This is a genomic window from Salinimicrobium sp. CAU 1759 (assembly GCF_054482715.1).
Genome location: NZ_JBTLRK010000001.1, coordinates 1,231,926 through 1,247,391, shown reverse-complemented (window position 1 = coordinate 1,247,391; position 15,466 = coordinate 1,231,926). Strand labels below are relative to the sequence as shown.

The window sequence follows — 15,466 nt, the reverse complement described above, 5'->3', positions numbered from 1 at the left end:
ACCACATTTTACCACTTTTTACCACATTGTTGATAAATTTTCCACTTCCCCTCCCAGCAGCACCTGTTAAACCAACTACTTGAAGCAGATTTAGTTGTAAGATCATTTTGTTAAAAAAAAATTTAAAAATGAAAACGATTGAGCAGCAGAAATGTGAAATTTCCCCGCCCGAAAATTATGGCAGCTTCTGTAAAATCGATATACTTGTGGGGAAATCATTATATTTGCGAAGCTAACAGCAAAGGCATCAATGGAAAATAATCTAAGGGAAGAAGGTAAATTCAGTTATGTAGAGGAAGGTGAAGGAACACCTATAATTATTCTGCACGGTTTAATGGGAGGACTAAGCAATTTTGAAGGCGTCCTTGATTTTTTCCCGAAGAACGGCTACAAAGTGATCTTGCTGAAGCTACCCTTGTACGAACTGTCCCTGCTAAAGACGAGTGTTGCAACTTTTGCGAAATACCTTAAAGAGTTCATTGATCATAAAAAGTTCTCACAGTCTATTCTCCTGGGGAATTCCCTGGGCGGTCACATCGCCTTGCTGTGCACCAAGTTATATCCTGAGTGCATAAAAGCGCTTGTTATCACCGGAAGCTCCGGTCTTTACGAAAGCGCTATGGGAGAAAGCTATCCCAAAAGGGGAGATTACGAATACATTCGCAAGAAAGCCGAAAATGTATTTTACGACCCTAAGGTAGCCACCAAAGAAATTGTGGATGATGTCTATGAAACAGTGAATGATCGCAATAAGCTGATAAAGACATTAGCAATTGCCAAGAGTGCGATTCGCCACAACATGTCTAAGGACCTTCCAAAAATGCAAACTCCCACCTGTATCATTTGGGGAAGAAATGACAATGTAACTCCGCCGGAAGTTGCCGAAGATTTCCACCGCCTCCTGCCCGACTCCGATCTTTACTGGATCGAAAAGTGCGGTCATGCAGCAATGATGGAACATCCCGACGCTTTCAACGAGATCCTTTTCCGATGGCTTACCGCCCGGAAGTATTAAAATTTTATCATGAAGATCAAGTCGGCCGAATTTGTTATCAGCAATTCTGATGTTGCGAAATGTCCGGATACCAAGCTCCCGGAATATGCTTTCATCGGCCGAAGTAATGTAGGGAAATCCTCCCTCATCAATTCTCTTACAAACAGGAAGGACCTTGCCAAGACGTCTGGACGCCCGGGAAAGACTCAGCTAATCAATCACTTTTTGATCAACCAAAGCTGGTATCTGGTTGATTTGCCTGGTTATGGTTATGCAAGAGTTTCTAAATCGGCTAAAAAGACATTTCAGAAGTTCATTACCCAGTATTTCGAGAAGCGGGAGCAAATGCTATGTGCTTTTGTACTCATTGACAGCCGCCACAAACCTCAGCCAATAGACATGGAGTTCATGACCTGGCTGGGAGAACATCAGGTGCCGTTCTGCATTATTTTCACCAAGGCAGACAAGATGAAACCTAAAGCCCTGGAAAGAAACATCAATGACTACCAGGCAGAGATGCTTCAAACCTGGACAGAGATGCCTCAATACTTCGTAACCTCCTCAGCTAGTGGAAAAGGAAGGGAAGAAGTTCTTGAGTTTATTCAGGGTATTAATGAAAATCTGCTTCCGCAGAACTGATTCAAGGTTCAAAATTCGGAGCTAAGAGCTAAAATTTGCTTTTAAGATTCCTAAGATAAAAGCTCCAAAATGTCTTTTTTGAAGGTGCTTTTTTTTCGCCACGAGTATATGGAACTTGTTTGGAGTCCAGAGTTCGGAGTTCGGAGAAAAAGCATACCGTCACTTCGAGTAAAATTGTACGAACGAGAGCGAGGAAAATTTTGTATCGAGAAGGACGGGAATTTACAATCTCTTTTTACTCAATACAGCTTTCCACCTGCGCCACAGCTGGAAAACCACCCGAACTGACAGAGGAATAGGTGATTGTCCGGATTTTCTGTTCGGTATTAAATCCCCCTTCAAAAGCTTTCAAAAAATACCTTCCAAAAATGTCATTTTTGAGAGTCATCTTTTAAGAAAAACACTCCATTCATCTGACCACCGATCACCGACAACTGAACATTACTTTTTTATCTCCATCTTCTCGGCGAAGAAATCGCAAAAATCCTTCATGGTGTCCCGCATCTTGTCATCCTGGGTTGCACGATAAAAGGTGTCACTCATGGTCACCAGCGTTTGATGAAAAAACATTTTCATATCATCCAGCGGCATATCCTTTGTCCACAGGTCGATCTTTAAAGTCTCTTTTTGCTGGGCATCCCACATAGAAAGGAGCATCGCCTTGGCCTCCTGGTTTTCTACCCCTCCATCTTCAGCGCTCCAGTGAAGCTCTTCGGGCACACGGTTCTCATCTAATGAAACTTTAATATTGATATTTGATTTCTTTGTTATAGCCATTATTTTATTGGTTTATATTTTGACTGTTTGAATATTGTTTCTGCATTTGCCTGTATCATTTCATCAACAGGAACACCATTCTTTTCCATGTACTGCTTTACGATCTGCCAACCTATGAATTGCCCTAAACGCGGCGGAGCTTCAGCATCAAGTTCAAGGAAGAACTTTGAAAAAGGCGCCGGAAATAGAAATCTTGTCTGCAGATCATTATCTGAAGAATATAACAATTCCCGCTCAACAAAATACCTCCATATCTGGTCCTCATTAGCTTCGGCCCAATTCATTTCTTCGGGCAAATAGGTCATCTTTTGCGCATCTGTTTTAAACGGCAGTAGAAGATCTTTTAGATAAAGAACTTTTCCGTAGTAGATCATGTGTGCGAGAAAACTGCGGGAAGCCGGTCGGGGAACTACAGTTTGGGCAAAAGCTTCGGCGGCATCTACAGCAATCTGCTCTTTCCGCATTTCCTTTTTGATATAATCCTGTACGCCCATATACAGGGGATGATCCATTCCCAGATAGGTATCGAGAGCCACCAGCATCAAAGAATCTGCCCACACCACCTGGTTGCGGTAATCTACATCTGAAGTGAGGGTGATGATCCTGGGGATCTTGCGCTGCGGAAAATAATATCTAATATGCTGAAAAAGCCTTTCCAGTTCTCTTTCAGTTTGTTCAATGTCAGGGAATTTCTCCGCCACAGCCTGATTTAATTCCAGCTGAATGGTATCCTCCATTTTCTCCACCCACAGGATATCTGGATACTGCCTCGGAAAAAGGAACGGAAATTCCCTTTTTAGAGCAGGCAGACTGTCGGCCGTTGCATTAGCAAACCTTTGATCAAATCTGTCAATCTCCAGTTCTATTGGAATGGCAGCTATTTCCTCTTCTCTACCATCATCTTCAGCACAAGAGATAAAAGCGGAAAGCAGGCAACAAAACAAGATCTTTTTAAGCATATGCAAATTAAGAATGGTTTAACGCGGGCTATTTCGTGAAAATTAGCTGAAGGATTATATTTGTTAACAAAGATATTATTTCCGCTACAAACGAACCAACTATTATGAAAACTAAAGAGGTTATCGACCATATTGTCAACTGGCTTAAAGAATATGCATCAAATGCCAAAATGAATGGTTTTGTAGTTGGAGTGAGTGGCGGAGTGGATTCTGCAGTTGTTTCTGCACTTTGCGCCAAGACAGGGATGAGAACTTTATGTGTGGAATTACCAATTCATCAGTCCCGGGACCAGGTGACCAGAGCCCAGGAGCATATTGCAGGTTTAAAGAAGAAGTTTGCCAACGTGACCGATGTACAGGTGGATCTTACCAGGACTTTTGACACCTTTGGTGAAACAGTCCCGGAAGTAGAAGCGAGTCCTAAGTTGCACCTTGCCATGGCCAATGTTCGCGCCAGGTTGCGAATGACCACCTTATATTATTTTGCCGGTTTACACAACTATTTGGTGGCAGGAACGGGCAACAAGGTGGAGGATTTTGGAGTGGGTTTTTTTACCAAGTACGGTGATGGCGGCGTAGATCTTAGCCCAATTGCCGATCTAATGAAGAGTGAAGTATATGAAATCGCCCGGGAAATGGACGTGATCAACAGCATCGTAGTGGCCGCGCCAACCGACGGATTATTTGGGGATAGCCGTAGTGACGAGGACCAGATTGGTGCAAGTTATGATGAACTGGAGTGGGCAATGAAAGAAGCCGAAAAAGGAAGAACAGAAGATGATTTTTCAGGAAGACAGCAGGAAGTCTTCAGGATATATAAAACGAGGCATAGTGCAAACAAGCACAAGATGGAACCCATCCCTGTTTGCGAAATTCCTCTTCACCTGAAATAATTGCAGTTAATCGAAAAAATTATTTTCAGACAGAATAAGGCATTATCTTTCATTCTCCCCCTGATTTTACTATTAAAAACTAACAATCAGAATTTTACCAGACCCCCGCGAATGAAATTCTTTGTGCTAAAATTCAAACAATGACGAAGATTCTAATAGCAGACCACCATCCCATCACCCGCATGGGAATTTCCTCTCTTTTAGAGAAGGAAGGAGTGTATGAAGTAGTAGGAAAAGTTACCAATGGAAAAGATCTTTTCAGAGCTTTGAAGAGTAAGAATCCAGATGTTCTGATCCTCGAGATCGATCTTCCCGACATTAATGGAATTACTGCCCTTAGAACTATAAAATCCGAAAACCCGGGCACTAAGATCCTCATTCTTAGCTGTCATCCCGAAGAAATGTATGCGCTTAATGCCATCAAGGCCGGAGCTGCTGCTTACCTTTCAAAAACGGCATCTACAGAGATCCTTAGTGAGGCCGTGCACCAGGTTGCACGGGGAGGAATCTATCTCAACAAGGAGATCAGTGAAAAGATCAATTCCGGCACCACAAGATCCAACAATCTTGTTTCCCGCTACAAAAAGCTGTCTACCAGGGAAATTGAAGTGCTAAATCTTCTTTCCACCGGAAAAAGAAATAAAGATATTGCCGAAGCTTTAGATATTAATGAAAAAACAGTGAGCACCTATAAGACAAGGTTGCTCAAGAAACTACGGGTAGATAACCTGGCCGATCTTATCAACCAGTCACGCCTGTTGCAGATAAGGCCTACATAACCCGGTTAAGCTTTCCGGAAAGCACCTTTTTTAAAGTAATATAATCCATGATATCCTGGAGGATAACGGGAGACTCTTCAGGCGGGACTTCTTTTATTTCCCGGTTGAGCTCATGGATCTTTTTGTTGACAAGATATCTTCGCAAAGAAAGTATGGTCTCATTTACAAGTCGACCAATTTCAGCTTTTTTGCCCTTTACAAAGATCTCCATCCTTTCCCAGTCGTGAAGTACGTACTGCTCTTCATCCATAAGAATACTGGTCACTTCCGAAGCATTTTCGGGAGGTAGTTCATTGACAAAGGTTTCTATGGAAAATTCATCCTCCTCGTTGTATTTTTTGATCACATGCTGATAGATCTTTTGAAAATGCTCATTTGCAAAAGCCACTTCATCTTCCTGTAGATCGAGGAAGATCTTTTCATGAACTTTTGCCCTAACCATTTCCGGCTCAAGCGAGATCTCACCCTTATCATCCACCTTTACCACCAGATCTTCAAAGTCCTCTTCCATCATTCCGTAGTGAAGTAATAGACTAATTATTGTTCGCTCAAGAATATAAAGTTCATCAACTTTAGGTTGCGGCGTAACATCATCCCTTACTACTTCAAACTGCTTTGTTTTCTTTGGAGCCGCTTTCCCTGTGGTTTTCCCACTGAGTTGGGCCAGAGTGGTGAAGAGTACTTCTTCAGAAATATCCATAATACGGGAAGTCTCCTGCACATATACCTCCTGCTGAATATTATCGGGAATCTTGGAGATACTGCTCACCATGTCGCGAATGAGTGAGGCTTTTTTAACAGGATCGTTCTTCGCCTCCTCCATCAAAAGAGAAGCCTTATAATTGATAAAATCCTTAGAATTTTTCTCCAGGTAAAGCCTTATATCCTCTTCAGTATTTTTCTTGGCAAAACTATCGGGATCCTCTCCTTCCGGAAAGGCACAAACCTTCACGTTCATTCCTTGCTCGAGAATAAGATCTATCCCGCGGATGGAAGCCCGCTGTCCCGCAGCATCACTGTCAAAAAGTACTGTAATGTTCTTTGTCAGCCGATTGATGAGCCTTATCTGTTCAGGCGTAAGCGCAGTTCCCGAGGAGGAAACTACATTCTCAATTCCGGCTTGGTTGAACTGAATTACATCGGTATATCCTTCAACTAAAAAACAATTATCCTCTTTGGCAATGGCCTGTTTGGCGTGATAGATCCCGTAGAGAACTTTGCTCTTATGGTAAATATCACTTTCCGGACTATTGAGGTATTTAGCAGCTTTTTTGTCCTTATTCAGGATCCGACCTCCAAAGCCCAGCACCCGTCCGCTCATAGATTGGATGGGAAACATTACCCGGCCTTTGAACCTGTCAAATTGTTTTTCTTCCTTGACAATGCTAAGACCGGTTTTCTCCAGGTATTTCAACTGGTAACCCTTCTTAATAGCTTCAGAAGTAAAGGCATCCCACTCATCAAGACAATATCCTAAACCAAATTTTTCTATGGTTTCATCTGTAAATCCGCGCTCCTTGAAATAGCTTAAGCCAATAGCTTTCCCCAGTTCGTGTTTGTGGAGAATGTTCTGGAAATATTTTGCAGCATATTCCGATACGAGGAACATGCTTTCCCGCTCATCGGCCTGTTCTTTCTGCTCCTGACTTTGCTCTGTTTCCTCGATCTCAATATTGTACTTTTTTGCCAGGTATTTTATGGCTTCAGGATAAGTGAAATGCTCATGCTCCATTAAAAAAGCAACCACATTACCTCCTTTTCCGCTGGAGAAATCCTTCCAGATCTGTTTTACGGGAGATACCATAAAACTGGGAGTTCGCTCGTCGCTAAAAGGACTAAGCCCCTTATAGTTACTCCCCGATTTTTTCAGGCTTACAAAATCTCCAAGCACCTCCTCTACCCGGGAGGCTTCAAAAACTTTGTCTATGGTGTTTTTTGAGATCAAGACTTATTGCGGAAATTTTTCCAAATGTACATAAAAGAAGGAGGTTTTCGAAAGCAGATTTCTGCCGCCCTGTTTCCAAAGAAAAAGGGCACCTATTTGGCGCCCTCTCCTTACTAATCATTACTACAAAGGCTAATTCGCATCAAACCTCAATCCTATAGAAAGGTTATGCATTTGAGGATTAGGATCTTTAAAGATTGGATTCAGGTCATATTTCACGTACACGGAAGTACCACCAAAACCAATGTAACCGCTCAACCCATAAATAAATTCATTGGTATTGTAATCTCCTTTCAGCTTTTCCTTTACATTCTCACCATCTGCTTCATATTTGAGTTTTTGGCGCTCTCCAAGGTTAACTCCTGCGTAGCCTCCAACACCTATTTTGAATTTGTTATGTGTTGAAAACCACACACTGCGATCGGATTCCACTTTTTTGGAAGGCCCGAATTCAAAATGCACGGGAAAAACGAGGTTGTCCATTCGAAATTTGGATTTATCCAGTTCAATGGGATAAGTTTCAAGAACTGTAAGCTCTTCATCTTTCACCAGATATCGATTATCTGTAGGTTTCAGGCCATTAAACTGGAATGAGAATCCATACCTTAATCTCATGAAGTTGGAGCGTTCAAAAATCCTTGTTCTCCAGGCTATTCCCAGCTCAAAAAAGCGGCTCCCACCCACTTTAAAATCTGAATCGTTTATTGATTGATCTTCAGTAAGAGCATTATTAAATCCAACTGCCATCACCATGTGAGTAGACGTCCTGCTATAACGGCTCTTGTTATACCAGTTATCATGATCCTCCTCATCTTCTTCCTCTTCCCAGTCCCAATCTGGCTTCTCTTCCCTTGTAAGCAGGGCGATCTGGTTATCAATGATCGCTACCCTGTTTTGAATATTCATGGCATGCTTTTTTGCAGCCTCGCTCTTCAACTTCTCTGCCTCTTCCCAGTCGATCTCTTTAGCTTCGGCCCTGCGGTTAATTGCCTCTACTTCCTGTTTCAAAGCTTCTTTTTCTTCAGCAATGATCTGCTCCTTCTGCTTTTGCAATTGTTCGATCTTCTCTTTGTTGGTTTTTTCCTGTGCAAAAGCAGGCTCAACAGCAAAGATGGTTAAAACAAGGAGTGCTAAAAATGTAACTTTTTTCATGGTTTAGAATTTTGCTTTTCCCTTAGGAAAGTCCGTTAAATGATTGATTGATGGATTAATTGAATTTAAGATCTCTTGTAGCTACGGCAGTTTTGGCCTTTTTGAGTCCGTCTTTGACCACCTCAAAGACCTTTTCTCTAAAAGACTGGTCCAGCTCATATTCCACCTGGTGCAAAAGATCGCCGGAGTTGACAGTATAGGTAGAATCGGCTTTTAATTCGGCAGTAGCCAGTAAGAGGAGTGCTTCAACTTCAAGATCTACATTTTCCATTTTCGTATCCTCTTGAGCAATGGCAATTTCGGATTGAGAAATTACTTCAATATTTTCTGAAGGCGCCTGTATTTCTTCGGAAGGATCATTAGCTGCTACCGCTATCTCTGCTTCAGAAGATCTTTTAACAGGGGCTTCAAAAATGACATTTCTGACACCTCTTTCTGCCGAAGGTTCTTCCTTGACTTCCGGTTTTTCTTTCTCTTCGGAAGCAGCCACTTGAATAACTTCAGGCTCAGATAATTTTTCTTCTAGAATGGGTTCTTCGGTCGCTTGCTCTACTATTTGTTGTTCTTCCGAAGCAATGGGAGCATTGAATTGTGTGCCAATCACGAAAAATATCGCCGCGATTGCTGCTGCCGAGCTCATCCACAACAGATAAGGCCGCTTTTTCTTCTTTTGCTGAAGCCTTTGATCCAGCTTCTCCCAGGCGGCGGCAGATGGCATGATCTCCCTCTCCCCAAGCACCTTTTTTACGCTACTTTCAAATTTTTCCGGTTCCATATCCTGTCTTGTTTTCCTGTTCCAGCTTTTCCTGAAGCATTTTTCTAGCCTTGAAAAGCTGTGATTTAGAAGTTCCTTCTGTAATGTTCAGCATTTTTGCTATTTCATGGTGTTTGTAGCCTTCCACAGCATACATCAAAAACACCATTCTATAACCCTCGGGCAGACTGTCGATCAACTCCTGAATATGCGCCGCATTAAAATCAGATGTAAAGGAGTACGAAAAATTGTCATTTTCGGGCACCTCATCTTCAGCAAACATGGAGCGCTTGTCGGTCCGCAGGAAAGAGATCGCCTCTCTTATCATGATCCTTCGCATCCATCCTTCAAAGCTGCCCTCATCCCTAAAATCCTCCAGGTGAGAGAACACCTTAAAAAATCCGTTGAGCATAACTTCTTCGGCATGCTGAAAATCCTTTACATACTGCCTGCAAACGCTGAGCATCTTTCCCGAATGTTTCTCGTAGATCTTTCGCTGCGCCTGTCGGTTACCCGCGGCTGCACGTTTTATCAATTGAGAATCATTTTTAAAGAGTTGAATTACTTTCACCTGCTTAGCTTTTCAAAAGGCCTTCTATTAACATAGACGAGGGAAAGTTACGAAAGGTTGCCTGAGGGGTAGATTTTTTTTGAGATTTATCCCGAGCTAAGAGCTTTCACTTTCCAAAAAACGCTGTTCATGACCCGAAATTACTGAAGTTTAAGCTTCTGAAAATTCAGAAAACCTTATCTTAGGGCTTCCAAAATTCCCTTTCGAATGCGCTACTTTTTTACCCTAGGTTTCCTCTTCCTTTCCTTTGTTTGCCCCGCGCAAGAACGTTTCTTAAATGACATTTTTGAAGCTGAAGCTGCGGTAACAGAAACCTATGCTGTCAAAGACGGGGAAGAACTAAAGCTCGATATCTATCTGCCAAAGAACGACTCTGCCAGCGCGAGACCTTTGATCGTATTTATGCATGGCGGCGGATTCGCAGGCGGCACCAGAACTAATGAAGCTGAAGTAAAGTTCGCACAGTCAGCCGCAAGAAAAGGTTATGTAGCCGTCCAGATCTCCTATCGCCTCACCCGGAAAGGCCAGTCTTTTGGCTGTGATTACAGAGCTTCCGGAAAGATGGAGACCTTTCAAAAAGCTGCTGAAGACCTTATGGATGCCGTTCAGTATATGCTGAACAACAAGGAGAAATACGGGATCAATGCTGAAAAAGTGATCGTGGGCGGCAGCAGTGCCGGTGCCGAAGCTGTTCTCAATGCTGTTTACAACGACCGGCTCATGTTCGAAGATCCTGATAAATATTCATCAATTGATATTGACGGCGTATTCTCCCTCGCCGGAGCCATTGTTGATGCCCGCTACATCACTCCCGAAAATGCAGTTCCCGGAATCTTTTTCCACGGAACTAAAGACAATCTGGTGCCATACGCAACTGCACCGCACCACCTCTGCAAACCCGATGCTCCCGGATATATCATCCTAGATGGCTCCAGAACCATCACAGAAAAACTAAATGAACTTGGTCAGTCATATTTGTTGTACAGCTTTAAAGGCGGAAAACATGAACATTCGGGCATGCCCTTTGACTATATGGAAGATGTTTTTAGCTTTTTTAGTTCTGTTTTTCTTGAAGGTGAGAAGAAACAGATCGAAATATGGAAATAATACCCCAAACCATGAAACAATTTAGATCATATAGCACTATTATAATCATTTTCTTTAGCTGTAGCCTTTCTTTCGCGCAGAATGAGAAATACTACAAAGGAAATCTCCACACCCATTCCTACTGGAGTGACGGGGATGAATTTCCTGAAATGATCATGGAGTGGTATAAGAATCAAGGCTATGACTTTGTCGCCCTTTCTGATCATAATATCATTGCTGAAGGTGAAAAATGGAAAAAGATCCCAAAGGATACTTTGTACGAGCAGGCTTTTCGGGATTACTTGAAGAAGTACGGAGAAGATTGGGTTGTGTACAGAAAAGATGCTTCAGGAACTCACGTGCGCCTAAAAACACTTGAGGAATTCAAGCCACTCTTTGAAGAGAAGGAGAAATTCCTCATTTTCAAAGCCGAAGAAGTTACTGCTTACCTCGATAAAAAAGCGGTACATATGGGCGCGATAAATATTCAGGAGGAATTACAGCCTCTAGAAGGAAAGACTATAGTCGAGCTTATTCAGAATAATCTGGATGCGATCAAAGAGCAAAGTCAACGCACGGGAGAACCAATCCTTCAACACCTCAACCATCCAAATTTCACCTATTCCATAACGACGGAAGACATTATCCAGGTCGACGGGGAAAGATTCTTTGAGGTTTTTAACGGGCATCCATACGTCAATAACTATGGCGACAGCATTCACAGCAGTACCGAGGAAATGTGGGACGAGGTGAATATAGCTTATTCACAAGCCGGAAAGCCCCTGCTCTACGGACTTGCGACAGATGACAGCCATCACTACCACAAATTTGGCAGCCGCTATAGCAATGCCGGCCGCGGCTGGGTGATGGTAAAGGCAGAAAAGCTGCATCCTCATGTTTTGATTGAAAACCTGGAAGCCGGGAATTTTTACTCGTCCACAGGAGTAGTGCTTGAAAATGTCATTTTTGAAGACAATGTGCTCTCAATAAAAGTAAAACCTGAGGCAGGAGTGAATTATCAAATTCAGTTCATTGGCGCTCATAAAGACCGGCTGGAAAGTGAAGTTTTAAAGACAGTGAAAGGGCCGGCAGCCGACTTTCAACTTTCAAAAGATCACATGTTCATACGGGCTAAAGTTATCTCAAGTAAATTCAAAGACAATCCATATCGGGAAGGCGATCTAGAAGTGGCCTGGGTGCAACCTTACCAACCGGTAAAACAATAAATATCATGACCTTGTCCAGATCTCTCATTTTTACCTTTTTATTCTTAAGCAGTTTAGCTTATTCGCAGCGACAGGTCCAGACATTAAATTCTGCCTGGAAATTTTCTTCGGAAGTACATCCTGAAAAGATCGTAGACCTTCCCCACACCTGGAATGCCGAAGATCCTTTTAGAGACGGCAAGGAATATTTTCGTGGCAAAGGCACTTACAAAAGAGCTTTGTATGTCCCTCAAAAATGGCAAAATAAGCAGGTCTTTCTAAAGTTTGAAGGCAGCAACCAAATAACCACTGTTTATGTCAACAATCAGCTGATTGGTGAACACCGTGGCGGCTATACCGGATTTACTTTTGATATCACAGGAGCTTTGAATCCCGGGGAAGAAAACAAATTGAGGATAGTAGTTGATAACAGTCATAATGTAGATATTCCTCCCCTGGATGCTGACTTTAATTTCTACGGCGGAATCTATCGCGATCTTTGGTTGATCACCACACCAAAATTGCACTTTGAAGTCGCAAGTGAAGCGGCAGGTAATTTTCTTATAAGAACTCCTGAAGTTTCTGCAGAAAAAGCTTCAGTTAATATTGAGGCAAGGCTGGTGAATCAATCAAATAAAAGAAGTTCAGTTAGCGTTGAGGCCGAGATCTTTGATCCGAAGGGGAATTCAGTTAAAACTTTGAAGAAGAAGCTAAGAGTAAATTCCGGAGAAACAGCAGCAGTGAATTTTGAAGAACAGATCCTCTCTCCCCAGCTGTGGTCGCCTACTTCTCCAAATCTTTACAAAGCTGAAGTACGCTTAGTGGCAGATGGAGAAGTGCAGGATATTCTAAGCTCCAACTTCGGATTGCGCTGGTATAAAATTGATCCTGATAAAGGCTTCTTTCTTAACGGGGAACATTTAAAGCTGATCGGAGCAAACCGGCACCAGGATTTCCCAAGCTTAGGAAATGCCCTTCCCGATGAACTCCATCAGAGCGACTACAAAGTGATTAAAGAAATGGGCTCGAATTTCATTCGTACCGCCCATTATCCGCAGGATCCTGATATTTACAGGATCTGTGACGAATTGGGGCTGCTGGTTTGGAGTGAAGTGCCGGTGATCAATGATGTTACAGATTCTGAAGCTTATCATGATGTTTCCCTGAAAATGCAACGGGAACAGATCCTGCAATTCTTCAACCATCCCTCGGTGATCATGTGGGGACATATGAATGAGATCTTCATCCGGCTGGTTTTTAATAACAAAATAACAGAATCCGAAAAAGAAGCAAAGATCAAAACTTCTGTAGAGCTCGCTGAAAAGCTGGAGGAGGAGACCAAACGCCTTGATCCCGAACGGTTAACAGTCATGGCATTGCACGAGAATGAATTGTACAATACCAGTGGCATAGCAGATATTCCAGATGTGATTGGCTGGAACCTATATTTTGGCTGGTATTCCCCCGGACTCGACAGCTTCGGAAAATTTATGGATGAGCAGCACGAGCGCTATCCAAACCGGCCACACTTCATTTCTGAATATGGGCCCGGTGCCGATGTTCGAATTCAAACTACAGATCCACAACCCTGGGATTACAGTGAGGCTTATCAGCTCAAGCTCCACCGCAGCTATTTGAATCAGGTGATGGAAAGGGATTACATCTTCGGAATGGCCGCCTGGAACTTTGCCGATTTCGGATCTTCCTTTCGGCAGGATGCAATGCCATATATCAACCAGAAAGGACTGGTGAATTTTGACCGCAGCAAGAAAGACATCTACTATTACTATCAGGCGAGATTACTGGAGGAACCAATGATCTATGTTGCAGGCAAGAACTTTCAGCAGCGATATGTTGAGAATGCCGGAGATCCTGTGGAGATCACAGTTTTCTCCAATACTCCGGAAGTTTCTTTAATGGCAGACGGCAAGACTTATACTGCAAAAACGGAAGATGCAATTGCCATTTTTAAGATCCCACTTCCGGAGGGAACAACTCAGGTAACTGCAAAGGCCGGTGAGGTTTCGCATTCCAGGGAATTTACGGTTTATTACCGGGAGAATCTTCTTGACCCAATTTCAGAAGAAGACTTGAGGATCAACATCGGGGCTCATGTTCAATACATTGATCCTGTGACAGGAGAGGTTTGGATCGCCGATCAACAATACACTCCCGGCAGCTTTGGCTACGTGGGTGGCGAAGTTTACCAAAGGGATAAGAACAAGATCCAGGGAACAGCTTCAGATATACAGGGCACGGAGAACGATCCCCTATTTCAGACCATGAGGGAAGGATTGGAGGCCTATAGCTTTGACGTCGGAAAAGGACATTACAGGATAAGCCTTTTATTTGCCGAACCACAATTCAATGCTTCGGAAGCTTTGATCTACAACCTGAATTCTTCCGAAGGAATTTCAGAAGAAAGCCTAAGAAGCTTTGATATTATGATCAATGGAGAGCCGGTACAACAAGATCTCAATTTGGCCAGGGACTACGGAAAGATCCGTGCGGTAACAAAAACCTATCTGGTGAGAACCAATGGTAAGCTCAATATCCAATTTTCTGAAAATCGTGGAAGATCCTTACTTTCCGGAATTAAACTTGAAAAACTCTGATGAAATTCTTTTATAGCTTTTTATTTCTGACTTCAATTATAACCGGCTGCAAAGAAAAAGAACCTGAAACCGCCATTCTGCGGGAAAAACCTGAAGGCATTGCAACTCCGGAAGGGATGGTCTGGATTCCGGGTGGGGAATTTAGCATGGGTGCAGTTGAAAATGATAAAATGGCGCTGGACCATGAAAAACCTGCACATCCTGTAGCCGTAAACGGATTTTTCATGGATGTCACCGAAGTAACAAACAAGGAATTTGAGGAATTTGTTGAAGAAACAGGATACGTAACCGTAGCCGAGCGGGAAATTGACTGGGAAGAAATGAAGAAGCAATTTCCTCCCGGCACTGCGAAGCCACACGATTCTATTCTACAGCCGGGATCTTTGGTATTTAAAAAACCGGGGGAAACTGTACCTAATCTTTATGACTTCTCTCAATGGTGGGAATGGAAAATTGGCGCGAACTGGAAGCATCCTGCAGGCCCGGATTCTTCCATTGAAGGAAAAGAAAATTATCCGGTTGTACATATAGCCTATGAAGATGCCGTAGCTTACGCCAATTGGGCCGGGCGGAGATTACCCACCGAAGCTGAGTGGGAATACGCCGCAAAAGGAGGTGCCAAAAATGCCATTTTTGGATGGGGTAATGATGACAGTCTTATAAAGGATAAAGCGAATACCTGGACCGGAGTTTTCCCAACTCAAAATTCCCTTGCAGATGGTTACGAACGTGTTGCTCCTGTCAAAAGTTTTGCTCCCAACGATTATGGTCTTTATGAAATGACGGGAAATGTTTGGGAATACACTTCAGACTGGTACAACACCAAATACTATAACGAATCTTTAGAAAAAGGAACTCTTGTAAATCCTACAGGTGCAAAAGAGCCTTATAATCCGCACCATCCACAGGTACCCGAAAAAGTGATAAAAGGTGGTTCTTTTCTATGTCATGTTTCCTACTGCGCCAGCTTCAGGCCTTCGGCGCGAATGCAGAACACACTGGATTCCTCCCATGAGCATTTAGGGTTTAGGACAGTGGCTACGCCGGAAATGCTTGAGCAGGAAAAACAGGAATAAAATCTTCTTTTTGTAAATTGA

General features: G+C 42.9%; 14 protein-coding genes. 8 read left to right on the top strand and 6 right to left on the bottom strand.

All coding sequences use genetic code 11. The annotated features are described in order from the left end of the window. Positions 1–250 precede the first annotated feature (250 nt). A complete protein-coding gene (locus ACXYMT_RS05640; protein ID WP_459058109.1) occupies positions 251–1,015 on the top strand; it encodes an alpha/beta fold hydrolase in 765 nt (254 codons plus the stop codon). A gap of 9 nt (positions 1,016–1,024) precedes the next feature. After that, positions 1,025–1,633, top strand: a complete 609-nt coding sequence (gene yihA, locus ACXYMT_RS05635; protein WP_459058108.1) for a ribosome biogenesis GTP-binding protein YihA/YsxC — start codon at positions 1,025–1,027, stop codon at positions 1,631–1,633. A 441-nt stretch (positions 1,634–2,074) separates the two neighbouring features. Here the strand turns inward: yihA and gldC are convergent, their stop codons facing one another. Beyond that, on the bottom strand, positions 2,075–2,410 hold the full coding sequence (gldC, locus tag ACXYMT_RS05630) for a gliding motility protein GldC (protein ID WP_459058107.1): 336 nt from the start codon (positions 2,408–2,410) through the stop codon (positions 2,075–2,077). Continuing rightward, positions 2,410–3,369 (bottom strand): gliding motility lipoprotein GldB, encoded by a 960-nt coding sequence (gldB, locus tag ACXYMT_RS05625; RefSeq protein ID WP_459058106.1) that lies wholly within the window; start codon positions 3,367–3,369, stop codon positions 2,410–2,412. The genes gldC and gldB overlap by 1 nt, the downstream gene beginning before the upstream one ends. 104 nt (positions 3,370–3,473) lie before the next feature. Between gldB and nadE the strand changes: the two genes are divergently transcribed. Then, the gene (gene nadE / locus ACXYMT_RS05620) at positions 3,474–4,262 is read left to right on the top strand and encodes an NAD(+) synthase (RefSeq protein ID WP_459058105.1); all 789 of its coding nucleotides are present in this window, start codon (positions 3,474–3,476) and stop codon (positions 4,260–4,262) included. 140 nt (positions 4,263–4,402) lie between these two features. Next, positions 4,403–5,041: a response regulator transcription factor gene (locus ACXYMT_RS05615; RefSeq protein WP_459058104.1), complete on the top strand. Its 639-nt coding sequence runs from the start codon at positions 4,403–4,405 to the stop codon at positions 5,039–5,041. Here the strand turns inward: ACXYMT_RS05615 and dnaG are convergent. From dnaG to ACXYMT_RS05595, 4 genes are all read right to left on the bottom strand, one after another. Then, entirely contained in the window at positions 5,034–6,986 is a 1,953-nt protein-coding gene (gene dnaG / locus ACXYMT_RS05610; RefSeq protein ID WP_459058103.1) for a DNA primase, read from the bottom strand. The genes ACXYMT_RS05615 and dnaG overlap by 8 nt on opposite strands. Before the next feature lie 132 nt (positions 6,987–7,118). Continuing rightward, complete coding sequence (locus tag ACXYMT_RS05605; protein WP_459058102.1) at positions 7,119–8,138, bottom strand: porin family protein; 1,020 nt, start codon at positions 8,136–8,138, stop codon at positions 7,119–7,121. A 55-nt stretch (positions 8,139–8,193) separates the two neighbouring features. Beyond that, complete coding sequence (locus ACXYMT_RS05600) at positions 8,194–8,913, bottom strand: hypothetical protein (protein ID WP_459058101.1); 720 nt, start codon at positions 8,911–8,913, stop codon at positions 8,194–8,196. Next, the gene (locus tag ACXYMT_RS05595; protein WP_459058100.1) at positions 8,894–9,463 is read right to left on the bottom strand and encodes an RNA polymerase sigma factor; all 570 of its coding nucleotides are present in this window, start codon (positions 9,461–9,463) and stop codon (positions 8,894–8,896) included. Before ACXYMT_RS05595 ends, ACXYMT_RS05600 begins: the two co-directional genes overlap by 20 nt. 207 nt (positions 9,464–9,670) lie before the next feature. Between ACXYMT_RS05595 and ACXYMT_RS05590 the strand changes: the two genes are divergently transcribed. Genes ACXYMT_RS05590 through ACXYMT_RS05575 form a run of 4 tightly spaced genes read left to right on the top strand, consistent with a single transcriptional unit; the run spans position 9,671 to position 15,445 of the window. After that, positions 9,671–10,570, top strand: a complete 900-nt coding sequence (locus tag ACXYMT_RS05590; RefSeq protein WP_459058099.1) for an alpha/beta hydrolase — start codon at positions 9,671–9,673, stop codon at positions 10,568–10,570. Then, entirely contained in the window at positions 10,561–11,775 is a 1,215-nt protein-coding gene (locus ACXYMT_RS05585; RefSeq protein WP_459058098.1) for a PHP domain-containing protein, read from the top strand. The genes ACXYMT_RS05590 and ACXYMT_RS05585 overlap by 10 nt, the downstream gene beginning before the upstream one ends. A 5-nt stretch (positions 11,776–11,780) precedes the next feature. Further along, a complete protein-coding gene (locus ACXYMT_RS05580) occupies positions 11,781–14,369 on the top strand; it encodes a glycoside hydrolase family 2 TIM barrel-domain containing protein (protein ID WP_459058097.1) in 2,589 nt (862 codons plus the stop codon). Further along, positions 14,369–15,445: a formylglycine-generating enzyme family protein gene (locus ACXYMT_RS05575; protein ID WP_459058096.1), complete on the top strand. Its 1,077-nt coding sequence runs from the start codon at positions 14,369–14,371 to the stop codon at positions 15,443–15,445. Before ACXYMT_RS05580 ends, ACXYMT_RS05575 begins: the two co-directional genes overlap by 1 nt. Positions 15,446–15,466: the final 21 nt, after the last annotated feature.